Genomic DNA, 20,825 nt, shown 5'->3' on the forward strand with positions numbered 1-20,825 from the left:
TCTCCTTTTCTTTACAAAAAGCTTGTCTTTGTGCAAAATCTAATATGCAAATTGTTGCATATTTCTAGCATTTTATTGCACTAAGGGAGTTTTTTCTGCATGGGATCTGAAAATACAAAGACACCACCAAATCAACCTGAAGCTCAAGAGTCAGACTCTAGGCAAACTCCCAATGAAGATATAGAGAAAATAGCACTCGATGCCTACCTATCACTCAAAGAAAAATGCATGAGCTATTTGTCAGAAACCTCTGAACCTATTCTCTATAAAGCATTTAAATTTGCCCACAATTTACATGCTGGGCAAAGAAGAAAAAGTGGTGAACCTTATATCATTCACCCGCTTGCAGTTGCAGAAATCCTCGCTGAATTCAAAATTGATGAAACCTCGTTAGTTGCTGCTATTTTACATGATGTGGTAGAAGACACACATGTGTCGGTAGAAGAAGTCTCTCATGAATTTGGCGAGCCGGTCGCTGCTTTAGTTGAGGGTTTGACGAAATTAGCAAAAGTTCAATTCCGTTCCTCACAAGAAAAAATGGCAGAAAATTTTAGAAAAATGATCGTAGCGATGTCGCGTGATATCCGTGTAATCATAGTAAAACTTGCAGATAGAACCCACAATATGCGGACTCTTCGTGCACTGAGTCTTGAAAAAAGACAGCGTATTGCAGAAGAAACGCTTGAAATTTATGCGCCCTTAGCAGGACGTTTGGGTATGTATAAAATAAAAGCTGAACTCGAAGATCTCTGCCTCAGAGAGCTAAAACCATCTGTTTATTATAGCCTTATATCTAGGGTGGCACAAAAGAAAACGGAAAGAGATAAAATCATTGAAACAGCGCGAGAGCATCTTGCTTTAAAATTAAAAGAGGCAGGAATTGAAGCGAAAGTTTATGGTCGAGCTAAACATTTTTACTCTATTTATCGCAAAATGTCGGACAAGCAAATGGAGTTTGAAGACATTTATGATCTTTTTGCGTTGCGTGTTATCGTTGATTCTCCCAATGAATGTTATGAAACATTAGGAATTATTCATAATATTTATAGACCCGTGCCAGGACGTTTTAAAGATTTTATAGCAATGCCGAAGGCAAACTTATATCAAAGTTTGCACACAACTATTGTTGCTGCCAAAGGTGAATTGCTTGAAGTACAGATTCGCACTGCACAAATGCACCATATTGCAGAAAATGGGATTGCTGCCCATTGGGCATACAAAGAACGTAGAAAAGAAGCCGAAGGTAACAAATTAAATCCAGTAGATTTCGAAAAATTCAAATGGCTGAAGCAAATTGTTCGCCATCAAAAAGAATTGTCAGATCCTGATGAATTTATGGAAGCTGTAAAAGTCGATCTTTTTGATGAAGAAGTTTACGTTTTTTCTCCAAAAGGTGATGTGTTTGAATTACGGAAAGGCTCAACTTGTCTTGACTTTGCCTTTGCCATTCACACGGATTTAGGTCTCAGGACTACCGGTGCAAAAATCAATGGTCGGATTGCTACGTTACGCACACGTCTCCACAGTGGTGATGTCATAGAACTTCTTGTTGGTAATAAAATAAGAGCTACGAAGGATTGGTTGAACTTTACAACCACCACAAAAGCACGGAATAAAATTCGTGCCTGGTTACGCAGTGAAGAACGCACACATGCCAAACAACTTGGTCAAGAAATGCTTGAAGAAGAGCTTACAAAAGTTGGTTCAAGTTTTGAAAAAGTGCAGAAAATGGGTGTTTTCCAAGAAATCAATAAATTTTTTAGTGTAGGTGGTTTTGAGGATCTTATCTTACAAATTGGTTACGGAAAACTCGATGCCAAAGCTGTCGTGCAAAAGCTTTCGCTTGCTGTGCCAATCCAAAAAAATGAAGTCTTATCTGAACCGAGTAAAACGATTCAACAAGAGTTGATCGAGGTGCAAACTGCGCAAGAGATTTTAAAGAACAAGCAAAGTAAGAAGAAAATTGACAGTGAAGATGCCGTTCGAGTTCAAGGAATGACTGGTATCATTGTGAGAATGGCACGTTGCTGTGAACCCCTTCCAGGACAGCCAATAGTAGGTTTTGTTTCAAGGAGTCGAGGTGTTACAGTGCATGCAGCCAACTGTTCTTGGGCTCTTTCAAATGACCCAGCAAGACGTGTGGATTGTACCTGGAACGTTGTTACAGCTGGTGCTCACAATGTGCGCGTGCGTATTACAGCCCATGATAAACCCGGAATTTTGGCAGCTATTACCAAAGTTGTTTCCTCATCGCAGATCAATATCGGAGGAATGGAGTGTTTTACAAATCCGCAAAAAAGAGCAGTCATTTTATTAAAACTTGAATTAGCTGATATTCATCAGCTTAAGGATATACATCAGAAAATTGAAGCGGTAGATGGAATTATCCATGTGGAAAGAACAATGGGATGACAAAAAAAAACTATGAGTCCGTTATTTTGTTGATGGCAGCAGAAGCATTAGAACGATTTGCATATTTTTTTATTTCATTTATTTTTATTATTTACATGATGACCCCACATGGCAGTGGGGGGCTAGGTTTTACCCAAGAGCTCTCATACAAAATAGCTGGTATTTTCTCTCTCTCAATTCTTTTGTTACCACTTTTATTTGCTCCCTTTATTGATAGAAAAATTGGTATGAAGAAAGCAACTCAATGGGGTGCTATTGCTTTATTTATTGGATATATTTTTGCTTTTATAGCTTTTTATTTAAATGCGAATTTTATTTATTTATCATTTTTTTTATGTGCGATTGGCACCTCAATTGTTAAGCCTACAATGAGTGCCCTTGTTTCTAAAGTATTGCCAGAAAACAATTTTATTTTAGATATTTTATACATAATATTTATAATTATTGTAAATATTTCTTCTATTTCATCAGCATATTTTGCTTCAGTTTTAATATCAAAATATGCGATACCTCTATATTTTAATTTTCTAGTTTCAGCTATTTTAATTATGTTTTATTTTATTTTAATAAAAGTATTTTATAAAAGTATGCAAAAAGTACAGACTGAAGTCGAACCTAGTAACATTGAAAATACAAAATTCATTTATTTAGGGAGCTTCCTTCTTTGTTTTTTAATAGGAATAGCAGCGAGTTTATCGGCAAAAATATTTCCAGCCCCACTATCAGCGGTATACTGGGGAGGGATGACCTTAGGTTTAGTTTCGTTAGCCTATTTTCTTTATAAAAAAAGGATTGAAAAAAATAAATATTTTTATAATTACTTTATTCCTGCAACTATTCTGTTTTTTTGTGTAATAAATGTCTTTTTTAAAGATATTGGAACAATTTCTCCAATTATACCTGGAATGTATTCTTCTTTTGATCTCTTTTTTAATTTTGTTGCTTTTCCTATGGCTCTTGCATTTGTAGCGAAAGCTTCAAATGCAAAATATTTGGTTACAGCTCAGGCTGCTCTCCTTTTTCTTTTTGCATATGGCTCAATATTAATGAAAAATTTTTTAAAGCATCCGATGTTTGTTGGTGATTTTAAATTATTATTTCTTGCTATATTAGTTTTCATTATTACATTTCTTATATTAAGAATCAGTAAAAAATATGTAAAAGAATTAAAAGAAAAAGATTAAAAATATTTCCTATCTAATTTAATTTATTTTAAAAAATAAAAATCAACTTATTATTTCAGTCTTTTATATGTGTTAAATAATTGACGGATAGTACATTTTTATGACGACACAGTTACATTCATTCCATTAAAATATCCTTATATAATATTTTATCTTCTGAGATACGTAATTAAATTTTTTACATTAGGAGATTACAATGGTTTATGGGTTGAAACACAAAAAACGGGATATTCTGTTAACTTGTTTTGTTTTAATTTCAGCATCCATAAGTTTACCTGTATTTAGTAAAACGCAATTTTCTGCTAAGGAAGTTATCAGTAAAGTCTATCAAGAAGTAAAAAATTCCGAGAAGAAATTAAGTGAACAAGAAAAAGGAAAAGTGGCAGATTATATTCCTGAATTGGCTGCTGCAAATCCAGAGTATTTTGCGATTTCGATAGCTAATATCAATGGTGGTGTTGAAAGCATTGGAGATTTTAATGTGCCTTTCTCCATTCAATCTATATCAAAACCTTTTATTTATGGTTTAGCTCTCAAAGATCATCAAAACGATACAAAGTTTTCAGTAGATGAGCGTGTGGGTTTAAATGCCACGGGCCATGCATTTAATTCAATTGTTTCAATCACTGAAAAAGAAGATCACAAACAAAATCCTATGGTGAATGCGGGCGCAATTCAAGTCACGAGTTATTTAAAAGAAGGAACTGAACGCGATAAATGGAAGCATGCTTTAAACTATATGAATAGTTTATCAGATGGTAAAACTTTTTTAGGTGAAAAAGTTTATCGCTCAGAATCGGCAACAAATCAAAATAATCAAAAAATTGCTAATATGTTATTCGATTTTAAAATGATTGATGACAACCCAATGGACGCACTTGATCGCTACACTAAGGCTTGTTCCATTATGGTGACCACAAAACAATTGGCTTTGATGGGTGCAACGCTCGCAAATGGTGGAATGAATCCTGTGAGCAAAAAACGCATTTTAAGTAATTCACAAGTAAGAAATATACTTTCACAAATGGTCGTGAGTGGTTTGTACGAAAACAGTGGTGCTTGGTGGACAGAAGTGGGCTTGCCAACAAAAAGTGGTGTTGCAGGTGGTCTTTTGGCTGTGTTTCCTCGTAATTATGCAATTGCTGTCTTTTCTCCACGCCTTGATAAAGCAGGTAACAGTGTGCGTGGGCAAGCCGTGATTAAGAAAATTTCACAAATGTACAATCTGCATATGTTAAATTAATGTTCAATGCTCATGCTTACTTTTTTTACTGAGTTTTTCTGAGTATTCAGCTTCAAACTTTGCAGCACCTTTTGCCTGTAATTCTAATAATAATTTTTTCTCTGGAATAAGATCGAACTCATCTGAGGCAAGAGCTTCTTGAAAATAAGCACTTGCTTCTTTTATATCGCCTTTTCTAAAATGAGCAAGTCCTAAATTAAAATTGATATGTCCTCTGTACTTCTGAAAATATTGAATAGCATTTTTATAAAATGCTATCGCTTGATCGTATTTATGGTGTTTCACTAAAGAAACGCCTTTATTATTATAAAAACTAGCAAGGTGTTTATTTTCAAAATCTCCCTCAATTTTTTTAAAAAATTCCTTTGCTTCATTATGCTTTCCATTTAATGAATTAACCTTCCCAAGCCCTAATAATGCAGTGGTGTCATTTGGATTGAGATTTACAGCTTCTTTAAATTTTTCTTCCGCCATATAATTTTTATTTAAGCCAAGAAGTGCTTCACCAGTCATAGATTTATGGGAAATATTTTTGGAACTTTTTGCTTCGAGTCTTTCAAAAATCATAAGAGCCTCATCAAATCTCCCTGCAAGACAAAGAGCTTTACCAAGTGAACTCATGGCTTTTAATGTAAGCATAGCGTTACTTTTTGTATCATCTTTTATATGACTTTGAAAAAAATCGATAGCTTCTCCGTATTGGTTTTTGAGCATATGAATTTCACCACCAATATGAAAAAAACGCGGATTCGTATTTATCTCTTCTTTGACAAGTGGGTCCTGGAGAATTTCATCGCATAATTTAATATTTTCGGTATGAATGGCATGTTCAAGTTTTTTTAGTTTCCGATGAAGTTCGGATTGTGCCAAATATTTATTTTTGATTTCTGTCATTTTTAACATAAAAGAATTGCCATTTATAATTTTTGGAAAAGTGTAAATAATGTCTAATTCTGCCATGAGATATTTATCTTCATCATCAAAATGTTGGGAATAAGTTATAAAATCAATGTGATCATAATTATGATTTTGGCGAACTTGTTGTGCAAATATATTGCCTTGTATTTCCTTCATTTTCCAATCAAACAATATATAGTGAATATCATGACATTCAGACTCCAAAATTTCAAAAGCCACTCCGGTATTTGCTGCAGTTGTGACTGTAAAGCTATCACTTGCTTTAAGAAATCCTGAAAAAAAGGAACGAGCTTCTCTTTTTTCATCTACTAAAAGGATTCGAATTGCGTTTTTATTTTCGGTCTGAGTGTTTTCCATAATGTCTCCAATCACTGTTTATTTAAATTATAACAAATTATGTGACGGAATTAAGAAAAGTCGAATCGCTAAAACATGACGGCCGAATATATAAAGAATTTTCTTTGGAAAATTTTAAATTCCCATTTAATCTTATTATAATTATTATGGGAATTTTTAATGATTTGAGTTTAAATCGGGCTTTAAATGAGGATCTGCTTGAGGCATAACCCCTTTCACTTCAGCCATATTTACCATTGGTAGGTAACGGACAAAAAGGCAGAATAAATGAAAGAAAAGAGCAATAGAACCAATAAATAAAGAGATATCCCAAAACGATGGAATAAAATATCCCCAAGAAGAAGGTAGAAATGTTCTGCTGAGTGTTGTCACAATTAGGACAAAGCGTTCAAGCCACATACCGATATTTATAAGAATAGCAGCCACAAAAAGCCAAATGACATTGTTTCTCCACTTCTTTATCCAAAATGTTTGAGGAATTGCAATATTTAAAATAACCATAGCCCAATAAGCCCAACCATACGGACCATTGATACGATTCCAGTTCCAAAACTTTTCGTATGGGTTGCCGCTGTAAAAAATAGTGAAAAATTCAATTACATAAACATATGCCATAATAATACTGGTGAAGAGAATGAATTTTGCACAGATTTCAATATGTCTATCTGTCACTAAGTCTTTGAAATTGAAAATTGAGCGAACCATGATCAATAAATTTAAACAAAGACAAAAACCTGAGAATATTGCTCCCGCAATGAAGTAAGGAGGGAAAATGGTTGCATGCCAGCCTGGTAGGATAGAAGTTGCAAAGTCGAGTGATACGATTCCCGCAGTTGAGAAAACCGCAGGAGTTGCTATACCTGCAAGCAATATACATGCTCTTTCATAGTTTACCCATTGCCGTGCCGATCCGTGCCAACCAAGGGCAAAGAAGCCATAAGCAAGCTTTCCTATTTTTGATTTTGCTTGGTCACGGAGTGTTCCAAGGTCAGGAATCATACCAACGTACCAGAAAATCACACCAATGCTTAAGTATGTATTAACAGCAAAAACGTCCCATTCAAGCGGGCTTTTAAAGTTCGTCCACATTTCCATTTGGTTAGGAAATGGGAAAAGCCAATAGGCAAACCAGGGACGGCCAATATGCACTGCTGGGAAAATAGCTGCTGCCATGACGGCAAAAATAGTCATCCCTTCGGCAATTCTGTTAATAGAGGTGCGCCATTTTTGTCTAAACAAGAGAAGAATTGCTGCAATGAGTGTACCAGCGTGAGCAATTTCAATCCAAAAAACAAAGTTAGTAATATCCCATGCCCAATCTACTCGGTTATTGTTTCCCCAAACACCGATCCCTTCCCAAAAAAGGTACGCAAGTGAGACAAGAAGAAGTCCAACTCCAAGTCCAGAAAGTCCAAATACTATGTACCAACCTGGCCCAGCTTTGCGCCCTGCGAGGGTGGCAACAGATTGTGTTACCATATGAAAAGAAGCATCTTTTCCTGTAACAAGAAGAGGGCGTCTGTCGACGGGATCGCGCCCTTTGAGTTCAACCGAATGTTCCATGGTTCACCTGTGATGGATAATAGGTCATAAAGTAAAAAACCAAATGTGGTTTAACGAATTTGTACTTCGTGATCAAGTATACGGTAAAAATTATCAAAAAAACACTTCACATTGTTTCTTCTACAAATTATTGTCGCGTATGCATCGAAAAGGAATTGCGTATGCATTATCAACATAAATTTAAAGGAATGTATGCAACGTATTGACGCTTCAAAACTTATATCATTGCTATTCGCAAGTGAAAAGTCGGCAGAGATCAAATTTGTACTTGCTGAAAATCCAATTTTTAAAAGAATTATTGAAAATAAAATTAGCAGTGAAATTGGCGCATGTCCTCAAAGATTTGTTGGCAAAAATGCAATTTTGGAATTTTATGAATATGTAGCAACAGGTAGCTTATTTTCTGCTCCACAAAAATGCATAGTAGAAATGCCTGAAAAATTGACAATAAAACAATGGGAAGAAGAAAAAAAATTACTAAATAGAATCCCTACTCCGCTTGAAACTTCATCTTACATTTTTGCACCGACTTCATATCGAAATATTATTAAAGAAACCGATTTAAAGAAATTAGCTTCTATTTATTTGTGCTATGAGCCAAATGAAATGGATTTATATCGTTGTGTTGAGCTTCTTTTGTTACGTTATAAAGTTCTTGCCAAAAAAAGTAAAAGTGAAATTACAGAAATTTGTTGTCATGCCCTAGAATGTTATTCAGGAGATCTTATCTCCTGTGATATGCATTTTTCTCGTATGGAAAATGCTAATTTAAGTTTTACAGCAGCTCTGGCTGGAAGTCCTGAAATCAATGGATTTCATGTGGCTGATGCTCTTTCGCGTGGTGACAAACATCTAATCGAATTGCGTCTCGCACAGTGTGAAGCCTGTGGAGAAGATGCTTCGAGTGTTTTTATGGCGCTTGTTTATTTTGTAAAACAAGTTTCGTTTATGCATGCAGCTCTTGAAGAATGTAGAGATATGCGCACAGCATTTGAAAGTGTGAGAATACCTTACCCTTCGCAAGCAAGGGTGCAAAGGGCATTACAGGTTTTAACAAAAGAAAAAACGGGACATTTTTTTATAGCTGCACCTAAAATTGAGATGCAGCTCAGAACACAAAAAAATGCACACAAATGGCTATCATCTGAACTTATTTCTTTTATTTCAAATTAAATTCATTTATATTTTTTATAACATTTTCCTTATTTAAAGAGTTTTTACGCGCTATATAGAAAACAATTATGCTGAATAAGATAGCGCACGTATTTCCTTCAAAGTTAGAAAGTTTTTGAATTCCACTGCCAAAACCTGAAAAGTAATTAATAATTGTAAATCCAATTAAATATCCAACTAACCATAGCGAGCATTTGAAGTTATATTTGGCAAAAACCTCTTTACCCTCTTTATATTTAATAATGGCAAAAATAATCGTAAATAAAGTAATAATAATTGATAATTTAAGTAGAACAACAAAACCAATCCAGTGCATCATAAGACCACAGATACAAAAAGCGATCAGTGACATAATATGATAAAATGGTAATTTAAACGGTCTTTTTACGTCAGGACATTTATCTCTTAAAACCATAAGTGCAATTGGTGTTACAGATAAAGTCAACACAAACGATGAGGTTAAAAATGTAACCATTTCCTTCCAACCTGGAAAAGGGAAAATGAGTATGAGTCCAACAAAGAAACAAACCCAGAGAGACGTTTCAGGCGATCCGTGTTTATTTAAACGTGTCATTGCTTTTGGAGCTGCGCCGATGTTACCCAGGGTACGCAAAACACGGGAAGTTGTTGAAGTCATCATAAGACCCGATCCAAAGGGGGAGACAACGGCATCGAGATATAAAAGACTGCATAAAAAAGTAAAACCAGCGGCTAAAGCAAGACCAGCAAATGGTCCCATATCTCCAGTAAAACTTAATTTACTCCAACCTTCATTTAAACTTTCTCCTGGTATGGCAATAATAAATGCAAATTGAATAAGGCAATATAATAAAGTTACAATTAAAATAGAAGACAAAGCAGCAAGCGGAATATTTTTTTGCGGGTTTTTGGTTTCACCTGCTAAAATTATCCCAGATTGAAAGCCACCAAATGCAAAAATAATTCCCCCAACGGATAAACTAGCCATTATTCCTTGCAAACCATTTGGTGCAAATCCATGAAAATGATTAATATTTGAAAAATCACTGGATGGACTAAAAATAAAAGCTCCTGCAATTGCTAAAGGAACAAATAATTTCCAAATTGTTGCAAGAGTATTCGTCCGCGTTAAAAACTTTACGCTATAGCGATTGATAAAAATAATGACAAATAAAATAAAGGCAGAAGCAATATATCCTATGACAGATAGTTCTGGTTTTGCTCCAGTGCGTTCTACAAGGTTAGGAAAATAATTGCTTGCGTATTGTACAACGGCTAATGATTCTATTGGAGATATGGTTACAAAACAGAGAAAGTATATCCATCCAGTTAACACGCCAGAAAATTTTCCATGGGTAAAAAATGGATAACTGGTTAAGCCACCCATTATTGGAAACATAGATGCAAGTTCTGCAAATGTAAGAACAATAAAAATGAAGCAAAATCCGCCCAAAAGCCACGAAGTGATTGATGCGGGACCTGCCATTTGTGCAGCGTAAAGAGGACCAAACAGCCACCCAGAACCGACCATGCTCCCTACAGAAGCTAAAGTCACACCGATTAAACCAACATTTCGTTTAGGCAACACGCATGGGCTCCTTTTCAGACATAATAAACAAAAAAAGAGTTTATAAAAATTAACCTCTTTTAAAAAAATAAATCCTCTCATAAAGGCTTTTAGGAGAGGATTGTACTATTACACTAGTATGATCTGTTTATCAAGAAAATTGCTTCATTTTAAGATTTAAATAAATTTTTAAGAACAAAAAATACATTTTCTTTTCTTTCAGCAAGTCTGCGCGCATAGTACGCTTGCCATTGATCTCCATAGGGGACATAAATTGTCATATTGTGCCCTTTCTCACGAATTCTTGTCCATGTTTTTTCACGCATACCATACAACATTTGAAATTCATAACGTTCTTTAGGAATGTTATTTTTCTCAATAAAATCCATACAAAAATCGATAATTTCATCGTCATGTGAAGCGATGCATATTCTCTGCCCTTCAAGCAGCAGTTTTTGAATAAGTTTTTTATAATTTTCAACTATCTTTGCCATTTTTTTTATGGCTTTGTCTTGGGGCTCTTTATATGCGCCCTTACAAAGTCGAACCCGCCCATTTGCTGCTAAAATACGTTTAACATCTTCTTCTGTTCTAAATAAATAAGCTTGTAAGACAATTTCGATATTTTTAAATTCTTTTGCGGCTCTTTCATAAATAACAATAGTCCGTTCTGTATAATCACTGCCTTCCATATCGAGAGCGACGCGAACATGATAGTGATCTGCGATGCGCATAATTTGAGAAAGATTGTTATAACAGAAATCAAAATCAATATCTAAACCCAGCATCGTGAGTTTAATTGAAACGTAACAGTCTAATTTTTTTTCAGAAATTTTTTTAATTAGGATATCATATTCTTCAACAAATTTTATAGCTTGTTGTTTTTCGCTGATATTTTCACCAAGAAGATCAAGTGTAACACTTATTTTTTTATCATTAAGTCGCTCTACAGCAGCAAAAGCTTCTTCAATATTTATTCCTGAAACAAATTTTTTTGCATAGAATGGAATAGAGCTCATCGGGCAGTCCTCATTTTGTAAAAAAGCATTTGTAAAAACATCGGTCGCTGTCTTTTTTACAATAATTTCTTAGAATGACAACTGAGGGGGGGAACTATTTTTGGGGTTTGTCTGAAATTTCTTTAATCTGAGAAATAAGTTTATTTATTCTTTGTACACTTTTTTTTATGTTATCGATTTTCAAATTTATTATATTTTCTTCGCTATCTTTTTCTTCAGCAAATTTGTAAAACTCTAATACATTGATATTTCTCTTGTTCTCGATTTCTGCAAGTTTTTTTAACTTAAATTCACTGATATGATAAATATTATTATTTTTTTCATCATCTAACATACTATTGACCTAAGGTTTCAAGAATATCTAAGTACAAAGCAAAAGGCATTTTAAAGAAGCTCTAAAATGCCGATTCGACTTTTATTTTATTACTTTATTCTGTAACTTTTCATTACATTTTTATTTGCCTGCTCGCGCTCTTTGCGCAATCTTTCTTGATTTGCTTTATTTTGTGCTGTGGCTTTAGTAAAATCAACTTTTGCAGCAGGTTCTTTTTCTTTTTTAGCTAAATTTTTATTAGCATTTTCTTTAATTATTTTTCTTGAGAAGAAATCAATTACATCACCCATAGGAGATACCTCATTTAAAAAACGTTCTTATTTTGCTTAGCAACTCTTATGCCTCGCACTTTAATAGTTTTTTTTAGTAAAAACAAAGGATAAGAGAAGAAGTTGCTCAGCTCTGTAAAAAGAGTGAACACTAAGTGCCCATAAAATGTGCTAATAGAAAATAGGAGAACTTACAAGTAGAAGCTTTCTTTTTGTGCAAATTCTATGAGATTTTTAGTAATAATTCCGTCCTTTAGGAGAAGCTTAAGGCTTCTAAACAAAAAGTCTTGATATTACTATAGAAAAAAGACTATCAAAAGATTGGACACTCAAATTATAGATTTTGCTGAACAATTTTACAGCTCAACTCTATTAAGTGTTATTTTACAATTATAATAATATCGAGTATGAATACATTTAGCGAGAAAATTGAAAACTTCTCAAATTCTGAGTCACGAGGAGAATGTATGAGTTATGTTTATTTTTTTGGCAGTGGATACGCTGACGGCAATGCTTCAATGAAATCAGAATTAGGCGGAAAAGGAGCAAATCTAGCTGAAATGACAGCACTTGGTTTGCCTGTACCCGCTGGCTTCACAATCTCTACTCGAGTGTGTCTCGATTTTATAAGAGAAGGAGGTTCTTTTTCTCGAGAACTTATAAGTCAAATCGAAACGGCTCTTAAAAAAACAGAAGATTCGATGGGCGCTAAATTTGCGGACGCTCACAATCCTCTGCTGGTCAGTGTGCGTTCTGGTGCTCGGATCTCAATGCCAGGTATGATGGACACTGTTCTAAATCTTGGGCTGAATGAAATTACAGTTGAAGCTTTGGCTAAGAAGACTGATAATCCACGCTTTGCATATGATTCTTATCGTCGTTTTATCCAAATGTATTCGAGTGTAGTTAAAGATCTTGAAACGCATTATATGGAAGATGAACTTGAATCTTTCAAAAAATTAAATGGTTATAAAGAAGATACCGAGCTCACTGCATCCGATCTCAAAGAATTGGTAGGGGTTTTTAAAGCAATTTATCAAAAACACATCATGGAGCCTTTTCCTGAAGATCCCTACGAACAACTTTGGCAAGCGATTGGAGCGGTTTTTAAAAGCTGGAATTGCCCTCGTGCTAAAAAATACCGTGAGATCCATGCCATTTCCCATGATTGGGGAACAGCGGTAAATATCTGTTCGATGGTCTATGGCAATATGGGAGTCACTTCAGGTACAGGTGTTTGTTTTACCCGTGATCCTTCTACAGGTGAAAATGTCTTTTATGGTGAGTTTTTGATCAATGCGCAAGGCGAAGATGTGGTCGCAGGAATACGTACGCCAAAACCCTTGTATTTGCTAGAAAAAGAAATGCCAGAAGTCTTTATTCAGCTTGAAAATGTGCGTAATAAACTCGAAGCGCATTATCGTGATGTACAGGATATTGAGTTTACCATTCAGGAAGGAAAGCTTTATATTTTACAAACACGCAATGCAAAAAGGACAACTCAAGCAGCACTCAAAATAGCTATCGATTTTGCCAAAGAAGGATTGATGACAAAGGAAGAAGCTCTGCTTAGAGTGAATGCGCAGGACCTCGATAAACTCCTCCATCCAACCTTGGATCCTCGAGCGCATAAACAGGTGATAGCGAAAGGGCTACCCGCTTCACCCGGCGCCGTGTCTGGCAGAGCGGTTTTTACAGCTCTTGAAGCCGAGAGCTGGGCCGCTAGAGGAGAATTGGTGATATTGGTGCGTGATGAAACATCACCCGAGGACATCGGTGGTATGTATGCTTCACAAGGATTTCTCACAGCACGCGGTGGGATGACTTCGCATGCCGCAGTCGTTGCACGACAAATGGGAAAATGTTGTATAGCGGGTTGTTCTTCATTAAATATTTCGCAAACACAAAAATCTGTAAAAGTTTCGGGCATAGAAATTCTAGAAGGGGATTGGCTCACTTTGGATGGAACGACGGGCGAAGTTATGCTTGGCAAGGTAGAAACTAAAAACGCTGAATTAAGCGGTGATTTTTCGATTTTTATGGATTGGGCTAAAGAAATTAGACATATGAAGGTACGCGCCAATGCCGATACACCACGTGATGCTCAATATGCACGGAGTTTTGGTGCTGAAGGTATAGGTCTTTGTAGAACAGAGCATATGTTTTTTGAAGAAAATAGATTGCCCGTTGTTCGTCAGATGATTTTATCAAAAAACAGTTTAGAGAGAAAATCAGCTTTAGATAAGCTACTGCCATTTCAAAGAGATGATTTTGTTGGTATTTTAAGTGCAATGGAAGGTTATGAAGTGACGATTCGTTTGCTCGATCCTCCACTACATGAGTTTTTGCCACATACTGATAAGGATATGATGACCTTAGCTGCACAGCTTGGTCTTACTCTTGATGATTTAAAGCAACGTGTGCGAGCTCTCCATGAAGCAAATCCTATGCTTGGTCATCGTGGATGTCGCTTAGGCATTTCTCACCCTGAAATTTATGAAATGCAGGTGCGTGCCATCTTAGAAGCGAGTGAAATTTGTAAAGAACAAGGCAAAAAAGTCTTTCCTGAAATTATGATTCCACTTGTCGGAATTGACTCAGAGTTAAAATGGCTGAGAGAACGTTTGCAAAAAATAGCGCCCAACATACCTTTTGGTACTATGATTGAAGTTCCGCGCGCGGCATTAGTTGCCGATAAAATTGCTCGGCACGCAGATTTTTTTAGCTTCGGTACAAATGATTTAACTCAAACAACTTATGGTTTTAGTAGGGATGATTCTGCACCATTTTTAAGAGTCTATAAGCAGGAGAACATTCTTGAAGAAGATCCCTTTGCAGTGATTGATCAAGAAGGGGTTGGGCGTCTTATAAAACTTGCCTGTGAACTGGGTCGTAAGGAAAATCCAGGACTTAAACTTGGTATTTGTGGTGAACATGGTGGTGAGCCAGCAAGTGTTCAGTTTTGTAATAATTTAGGTTTAAATTATGTGAGCTGTTCACCTTTTCGCATACCAATAGCAATGCTTGCTGCAGCTCAAGCAGTAGTGAAAAAATAAATGTCGTAAAGACATTTGTATGAGTGTTTTTGCTCATATCAATATTTGTGGATAAACCACATAAATGCTTGTCCATATAGCCAAAACCACATAATTATATCCCTTAGATGTAAAAAAAACACAGAGAAGCTTCCCATCGAAGACAATTTCCCATAATTCATTCACTGAAGCTTTTCTTTGGATGAATAATTGAGTTCAATTATTTTCCCAGGAATCTTTTCCATTTCAAATATTAGAGGTTAAAATGGTTACAGTTGCTCAGAATCCTCGTCCCCATGATCAAAATCCTATTCCAAAAATACAAAAAAATAGCAATCCCGCCATTGCCGTTGTCTCAACACTATTTTTTCTTTTTGGTTTTATCACTTGTCTTAATGACGTTCTTATTCCGCATTTAAAAGAATTATTTTCTTTAAATTATGCGCAGACTATGCTTGTTCAGACAACATTTTTTGCAGCATATTTTATAGTTTCTATGCCTGCAAGTAAACTTATCGAAAAAGTAGGCTATAAAAATAGTTTTTTGGTAGGTCTTGCATTTACAGCTTTAGGCTGTTTTTCTTTTGTTCTTGCAGCGAAAGTTGCCATTTATGCTGTCTTTCTTGGTGGTTTATTTATTTTAGCCAGTGGTGTGACAATCATTCAAGTTGCTGCGAATCCTTATTTAACTACAATTGGTTCAAAAGCGCGTGCATCAAGTCGTCTTATTTTCGCTCAAGGTTTAAATTCTCTTGGAACGACTATTGCTCCTTTAATTGGTTCAGCACTTATCCTATCTGTGGCAGTAAAATCAGCAGACGAAATTGTTGCATTATCTACTACTGAATTAGAAATATATAGATCAGCTCAGGCAGGTTCTGTTCAGTTACCTTATTTGGGATTAACTCTATTTGTTATTTTAATAGCAGTTGCTTTATGCTTTTTTAAATTCCCAAAAAATAAAGTTGCTTTTCAAAATAATTTAAATGCAAACATTAAGTTTAAACTTTTTGATCATCCAGATCTCGTCATGGGAACAATTGCTATTTTTGCTTATGTTGGAGCTGAAGTTGCAATAGGAAGTCTTATGATAAATTTCATTGCACAACCTAAGATTGGTAATATTCTTTTTGATGAAGCGGGGAAATATTTATCACTCTATTGGGGTGGTGCTATGGTTGGTCGTTTTATTGGTGCTTTTGTTACAACAAAAATAAAACCAAACAAAGTCTTATTCACCCATGCCATTATTGCATGCGCGTTGGTCACCAGTACAATAATGGGTACAGGTTATTTTGCAATGACATGTATTGTAGCAGTTGGTCTCTTTAATTCTATTATGTTCCCAACAATTTTTGTTTTAAGTACAGAGAGATTGGGTTCCTTTGTAGAAAAAGGTTCAGGAATTATATGTATGGCGATTGTTGGTGGTGCCATAGTTCCATTAATCCAAGGTTACGTTGCAGATATTTCCAATTTAAGTATAAGTTATATCGTCCCCTTAGTTTGCTACGTTTATATTGCATTTTTCGCTCTTAGAGCTAAAAATGGAATATCGGTTAAATAATTTATTTAATCCACAAAGTATTGAATAAAAGCTCCCCAGAGATAAATAAAATTTTTTAATTTACTTTATGTTTCCGAACTCGTTTTGACTTTTTATTTTTAATCTGTAATATTTATTGAGTTTCAATAAGCATTAGATCTAAAAATAAGGAGTCCGTATGAATCTCTTGACCAGACGATTGTTCCTCCGTTTTTCATCTTTAAGTCTTCTCCTCTCATCTGCTTTTTCTGTTAACGCTTTAGCTGCTGATGATATTCGTATTGGCATTTCTTTACCGACTCAAAGAGATATTGTTTGGGTAAGATATAAGCAGGGTCTCGAAGATGCAGCAAAAAAACTCGGAGTTAAAATATTATTGCAAGTCTCCGATCAAGATGCCTCTGTCCAAGCCTCACAAGTCGAAAATTTACTTTCACAGAAAGTAAATGCTTTAATAATCGCCCCCCATGATGCTTCTGCTGCAAGTACCTTGGTAGAAAAAGCTCATAAAGCAGGGATTAAAGTAATTTCTCTCGATCGCTTGATATTAAATTCAGATCTTGATCTTTATGTTTCTTTCGACAATCCGAAAATTGGAGAATTGCAAGGAGAGTATTTAGTTAAAAATGTGCCAAAAGGAAATTATGCTGTTTTTCTTGGAGCACCAACAGATAATAACTCCAAAATATTGCATGAAGCTGCTATGAAACATATTGCTCCTCTTGTAAAAAAAGGAGACATAAAAATTGTCACAGAACAAAATATTCAAGATTGGCAACCCAGTGTTGCACAGCGTTTGATGGAAAACTCTTTAACAGCAAATAAAAATAATATAAATGCAGTTTTAGCTCCTAACGACAATACAGCTGGTGGAATAATCCAAGCTTTATCCTCGCAAAAATTAGCTGGGAAAGTTTATGTAACAGGACAAGATGCTGAGTTGACAGCAGCACAAAGAATTGCTGCAGGCACTCAATCAATGACTATTTTTAAGGATCAGAATAAATTGTCAGAACTTGCACTGCAAATTGCTAAAGATATGGCAGAGAAGAAGCCATTTAAAGCTACTCATTATACAGCAAATGGAAAGAAAAATGTTCCCTCCGTTTTCTTAGAACCTATTATAGTGGATAAAAATAATATTGATAAAGAATTTATTCAATCCGGATTCTTTAAAAAAGAAGATGTATATAAATTTATAAAAAAATAAATTTATTTTTGAAGGATTTAACTCTAAGTTAAATCCTTTTAAAGGAGAGTATTTTTGCTAAGCTATTCTTTAGAGTTAAAAAATATTAGTAAAAAATTTGGGACAGTAAAAGCATTGTCTTCAGTTAATTTGTCAATAAAAAAAGGTGAAATTCATGCACTCTGTGGTGAAAATGGTGCAGGAAAGTCAACCCTAATGAAAATTGTGAGTGGGTTATATTCAAGCGGAAATTATGAAGGTGAGATTTTCGTTGATGGTGTTTTGCAAAATTTTAAAGGAACAAGAGATAGTGAGCATGCAGGAATAGCAATTATTTATCAAGAATTGGCCCTCGTAAAAGATATGACTGTTTGTGAAAATATTTTTTTAGGTCATGAATATACTAAGAGTCTATTTATTGATTGGGAAAAATCCTATAATGAAGCAAAAAAAATACTGCAAGAAGTGAAATTAAATGTAAATCCATCGGATAAAATTTCTCAACTCGGTGTTGGTGAGCAGCAGTTGGTTGAAATAGCAAAAGCTATTGCAAAAAATGCAAATATTTTAATTTTAGATGAACCCACAGCAGCTTTAACTGAAAAAGAAGCTGATAATCTTTTAGAAATAATTAAAGAGCTCAGGAATAAAGGTAAAACTTGTATATATATTTCACATAGGCTCAAAGAAATTTATAAAATTGCTGATCGAATCACAATTTTGCGCGATGGAAAAACAATTATTACAAGTGATGTAAAAGAGTTATGTGAAGACAAATTGATTTCTAAAATGGTCGGAAGAAATCTAACTGAAATTTATCCACGTGTAGAGAAAAAACTTGGCAATGTGGTTTTCGAAGTGAGAAATTGGACGGTTGAAGACCCTGAAACTGGGCAAAAAGTCGTTAAAAATGTAAACTTTAAATTGTATCAAGGAGAAATATTAGGAATTGCTGGTCTAATGGGCGCTGGGCGCACTGAACTTGTTATGAGTTTATTTGGTGCATGGGGAAAAGTCACAAGCGGAGAAGTTTATTTAAACGGAAAAAAATTAAATATTTCAAATGAAAAAGATGCTATTCAAGAAGGAATTGCCTTGGTTTCAGAGGATCGAAAAAAGTTTGGTTTAATTCTTGGCATGAATATTAAAGAAAATATCACTTTGTCTAGTATTGAAAATATCACTCAATTTGGTATTGTTAATGAAAATAAAGAAATCTCAGCAAGTCATAATTACGTTCGTGATTTAAAAATAAAGATCCCTTCAATCGAAGAATTATCTGGAAATTTAAGTGGTGGAAATCAACAAAAAGTCGTGCTATCTAAATGGCTCATGACAAATCCAAAAGTATTAATCCTAGATGAGCCTACCCGTGGAATAGATATCGGCGCTAAATTTGAAATTTATAAAATTATGAATGACTTGATTGAAAAAGGTGTTTGTATTTTAATGATATCCTCTGAATTACAAGAAATATTAGGGGTAAGTGATCGCATTTTAATAATGCATGAAGGTGAATTTAAGGGTGATATTCTATATAAGAACGCTTCACAAGAAAAAATAATGCGTTATGCAACAGGACATACAAAAGGAGATGAATTAACTTTATGAATTTTCTTAATCAAAATTCTGTTGATAAAATAAATTCAGAGGTGAAAAAATCTGAATTATGGGAAATAATTACTGTTTCTTTTAAAAAAAATATCCGTCAATATACCATGCTAATTGCATTGTTTGTTATTTGGGCTGTGTTTACTTATTTAACAGGTTCCCTTTTTCTTTCACCAAGAAATTTATCAAATTTGTTTTTGCAGACTTCAACAGTGGGTGTTTTGGCTATCGGTATGACCATGATTTTAGTGGCAGGTCATCTCGATCTTTCCGTTGGTTCTGTAGCTGGATTTATTGGGGCAACCAGTGCTGTTTTACAAGTGAATTACAATTGGCCAACTGTGCCAACCGTCCTTTCAACCCTTGCATTAGGTGCAATTATTGGGCTTTGGCAAGGTTACTGGGTAGCATATCGAAAAATTCCAGCATTTATTGTTACATTAGCAAGTATGATTGCTTTTCGTGGAGCGATATTAGGAATTACAGATGGCAGAACAATTGGACCAATGAGTGATTCATTTAAGTTGATTGGACAAGGATATATCTCTCCTTTTATTTTTACACTTGGCAAACAATTGGATGAATCTGGAAAACCTGTTCTTGATGAATTTAATAATCCTGTCATGGGTTACAATTCTATATTTTCAAACAAATTTTATTTAGGTGAACAAGCTCCTTTCAATGATTTAACAATTTTAATTGCAATTTTTTGTATCGCACTTTTTATTTTGTTGAAGATTAAAAAAAGAAACTCAAGAATTAAATATGGTTTTGCTGTTCTGCCAAAAAGTCTCGAAATATTGAGTATTATTTTATATTCTATTTCAATTGCTGCATTTTTCTTGGTAATGGCATTTTATATGGGAATTCCTTATGCAGTTTTAGTTGTTTTTATTTTAGGAATTACTTTCCATATCGTTACAAATAACACTATTTTCGGGAGACATATTTATGCGATGGGAGGAAATGTTGAAGCAGCAAGACTTTCAGGAATAAATATAAAAAGAAATACATTATTTGTTTTTATAATCATGGGGACTCTCACAGCAGTCGCAGGAATTATTTTAACTGCACGTTTGAATGCTGCTACCACTTCAGCTGGACAAAACTTTGAGCTTGATGCAATTTCGGCAGCTATCATTGGTGGTACGAGCACAATGGGTGGGGTAGGTACGATATTTGGTGCAATTATCGGTGCTTTAGTTATGGCGAGCTTAGACAACGGCATGAGTCTTTTAAATATTGAAGTTACATGGCAGTACATCGTAAAAGGGAGTATTTTACTTTTAGCTGTCTGGGTAGATATTGCCACACGTAAGAAAAGCTAGGAATAATAGTTAATTAATTAACTATTATGTCGTTTATATATCCTCCCTCCGATATTGATAATCGTTATCATGAGTGCTAGCATGATTTTGTGCTGGTT

At 34.8% G+C, this 20,825-nt stretch carries 15 protein-coding genes; 9 read left to right on the plus strand and 6 right to left on the minus strand.

The annotated features are described in order from the left end of the window. Window positions 1-99: 99 nt before the first annotated feature. From H7355_RS06295 to glsA, 3 genes are all read left to right on the plus strand, one after another. Window positions 100-2,412, plus strand: a complete 2,313-nt coding sequence (locus H7355_RS06295) for a RelA/SpoT family protein (RefSeq protein ID WP_186645872.1) — start codon at window positions 100-102, stop codon at window positions 2,410-2,412. Continuing rightward, window positions 2,409-3,596 carry a hypothetical protein gene (locus tag H7355_RS06300; RefSeq protein WP_186645873.1) on the plus strand — a complete coding sequence of 396 codons (1,188 nt, stop codon included), beginning with the start codon at window positions 2,409-2,411 and terminating at the stop codon, window positions 3,594-3,596. Before H7355_RS06295 ends, H7355_RS06300 begins: the two co-directional genes overlap by 4 nt. Window positions 3,597-3,792: 196 nt before the next feature. Beyond that, window positions 3,793-4,839 (plus strand): glutaminase A, encoded by a 1,047-nt coding sequence (gene glsA / locus H7355_RS06305; protein WP_186645874.1) that lies wholly within the window; start codon window positions 3,793-3,795, stop codon window positions 4,837-4,839. A 3-nt stretch (window positions 4,840-4,842) separates the two neighbouring features. Here glsA and H7355_RS06310 read toward each other — a convergent pair whose 3' ends face one another. Both H7355_RS06310 and nrfD read right to left on the minus strand, forming a co-directional pair. Next, window positions 4,843-6,114: a tetratricopeptide repeat protein gene (locus tag H7355_RS06310; RefSeq protein ID WP_186645875.1), complete on the minus strand. Its 1,272-nt coding sequence runs from the start codon at window positions 6,112-6,114 to the stop codon at window positions 4,843-4,845. 156 nt (window positions 6,115-6,270) lie between these two features. After that, window positions 6,271-7,677: an NrfD/PsrC family molybdoenzyme membrane anchor subunit gene (gene nrfD, locus H7355_RS06315; protein WP_186645876.1), complete on the minus strand. Its 1,407-nt coding sequence runs from the start codon at window positions 7,675-7,677 to the stop codon at window positions 6,271-6,273. Between the two features lie 192 nt (window positions 7,678-7,869). Here nrfD and H7355_RS06320 point away from each other — a divergent pair, with 192 nt between their 5' ends. Then, entirely contained in the window at window positions 7,870-8,850 is a 981-nt protein-coding gene (locus tag H7355_RS06320; RefSeq protein WP_186645877.1) for a hypothetical protein, read from the plus strand. Here H7355_RS06320 and H7355_RS06325 read toward each other — a convergent pair. The 4 genes from H7355_RS06325 to H7355_RS06340 all read right to left on the minus strand — a co-directional run bounded on the left by H7355_RS06325 (window position 8,837) and on the right by H7355_RS06340 (window position 12,039). Continuing rightward, window positions 8,837-10,417: an APC family permease gene (locus tag H7355_RS06325; RefSeq protein ID WP_186645878.1), complete on the minus strand. Its 1,581-nt coding sequence runs from the start codon at window positions 10,415-10,417 to the stop codon at window positions 8,837-8,839. The genes H7355_RS06320 and H7355_RS06325 overlap by 14 nt on opposite strands. 149 nt (window positions 10,418-10,566) lie before the next feature. Beyond that, entirely contained in the window at window positions 10,567-11,415 is an 849-nt protein-coding gene (locus H7355_RS06330) for a proline dehydrogenase family protein (protein WP_186645879.1), read from the minus strand. A gap of 94 nt (window positions 11,416-11,509) precedes the next feature. Further along, a complete protein-coding gene (locus H7355_RS06335) occupies window positions 11,510-11,749 on the minus strand; it encodes a hypothetical protein (protein ID WP_186645880.1) in 240 nt (79 codons plus the stop codon). A gap of 89 nt (window positions 11,750-11,838) precedes the next feature. Next, window positions 11,839-12,039: a hypothetical protein gene (locus tag H7355_RS06340; protein WP_186645881.1), complete on the minus strand. Its 201-nt coding sequence runs from the start codon at window positions 12,037-12,039 to the stop codon at window positions 11,839-11,841. Between the two features lie 446 nt (window positions 12,040-12,485). On the opposite strand from H7355_RS06340, the gene ppdK reads away from it, so the two are divergent. From ppdK to H7355_RS06365, 5 genes are all read left to right on the plus strand, one after another. Then, complete coding sequence (gene ppdK / locus H7355_RS06345) at window positions 12,486-15,074, plus strand: pyruvate, phosphate dikinase (RefSeq protein ID WP_186645882.1); 2,589 nt, start codon at window positions 12,486-12,488, stop codon at window positions 15,072-15,074. Window positions 15,075-15,318: 244 nt separating this feature from the next. Next, window positions 15,319-16,620, plus strand: a complete 1,302-nt coding sequence (locus tag H7355_RS06350) for a sugar MFS transporter (protein ID WP_186645883.1) — start codon at window positions 15,319-15,321, stop codon at window positions 16,618-16,620. 157 nt (window positions 16,621-16,777) lie between these two features. Further along, window positions 16,778-17,809, plus strand: a complete 1,032-nt coding sequence (locus H7355_RS06355) for a sugar ABC transporter substrate-binding protein (RefSeq protein WP_186645884.1) — start codon at window positions 16,778-16,780, stop codon at window positions 17,807-17,809. 54 nt (window positions 17,810-17,863) lie between these two features. Further along, entirely contained in the window at window positions 17,864-19,399 is a 1,536-nt protein-coding gene (locus H7355_RS06360; protein ID WP_186645885.1) for a xylose ABC transporter ATP-binding protein, read from the plus strand. Beyond that, on the plus strand, window positions 19,396-20,727 hold the full coding sequence (locus H7355_RS06365; RefSeq protein WP_186645886.1) for a sugar ABC transporter permease: 1,332 nt from the start codon (window positions 19,396-19,398) through the stop codon (window positions 20,725-20,727). The genes H7355_RS06360 and H7355_RS06365 overlap by 4 nt, the downstream gene beginning before the upstream one ends. The last annotated feature ends 98 nt before the right edge of the window (window positions 20,728-20,825 follow it).

Origin of the sequence: Fluviispira vulneris, from assembly GCF_014281055.1 — a bacterium.
Taxonomy (GTDB): Bacteria; Bdellovibrionota_B; Oligoflexia; order Silvanigrellales; family Silvanigrellaceae; genus Silvanigrella; species Silvanigrella vulneris.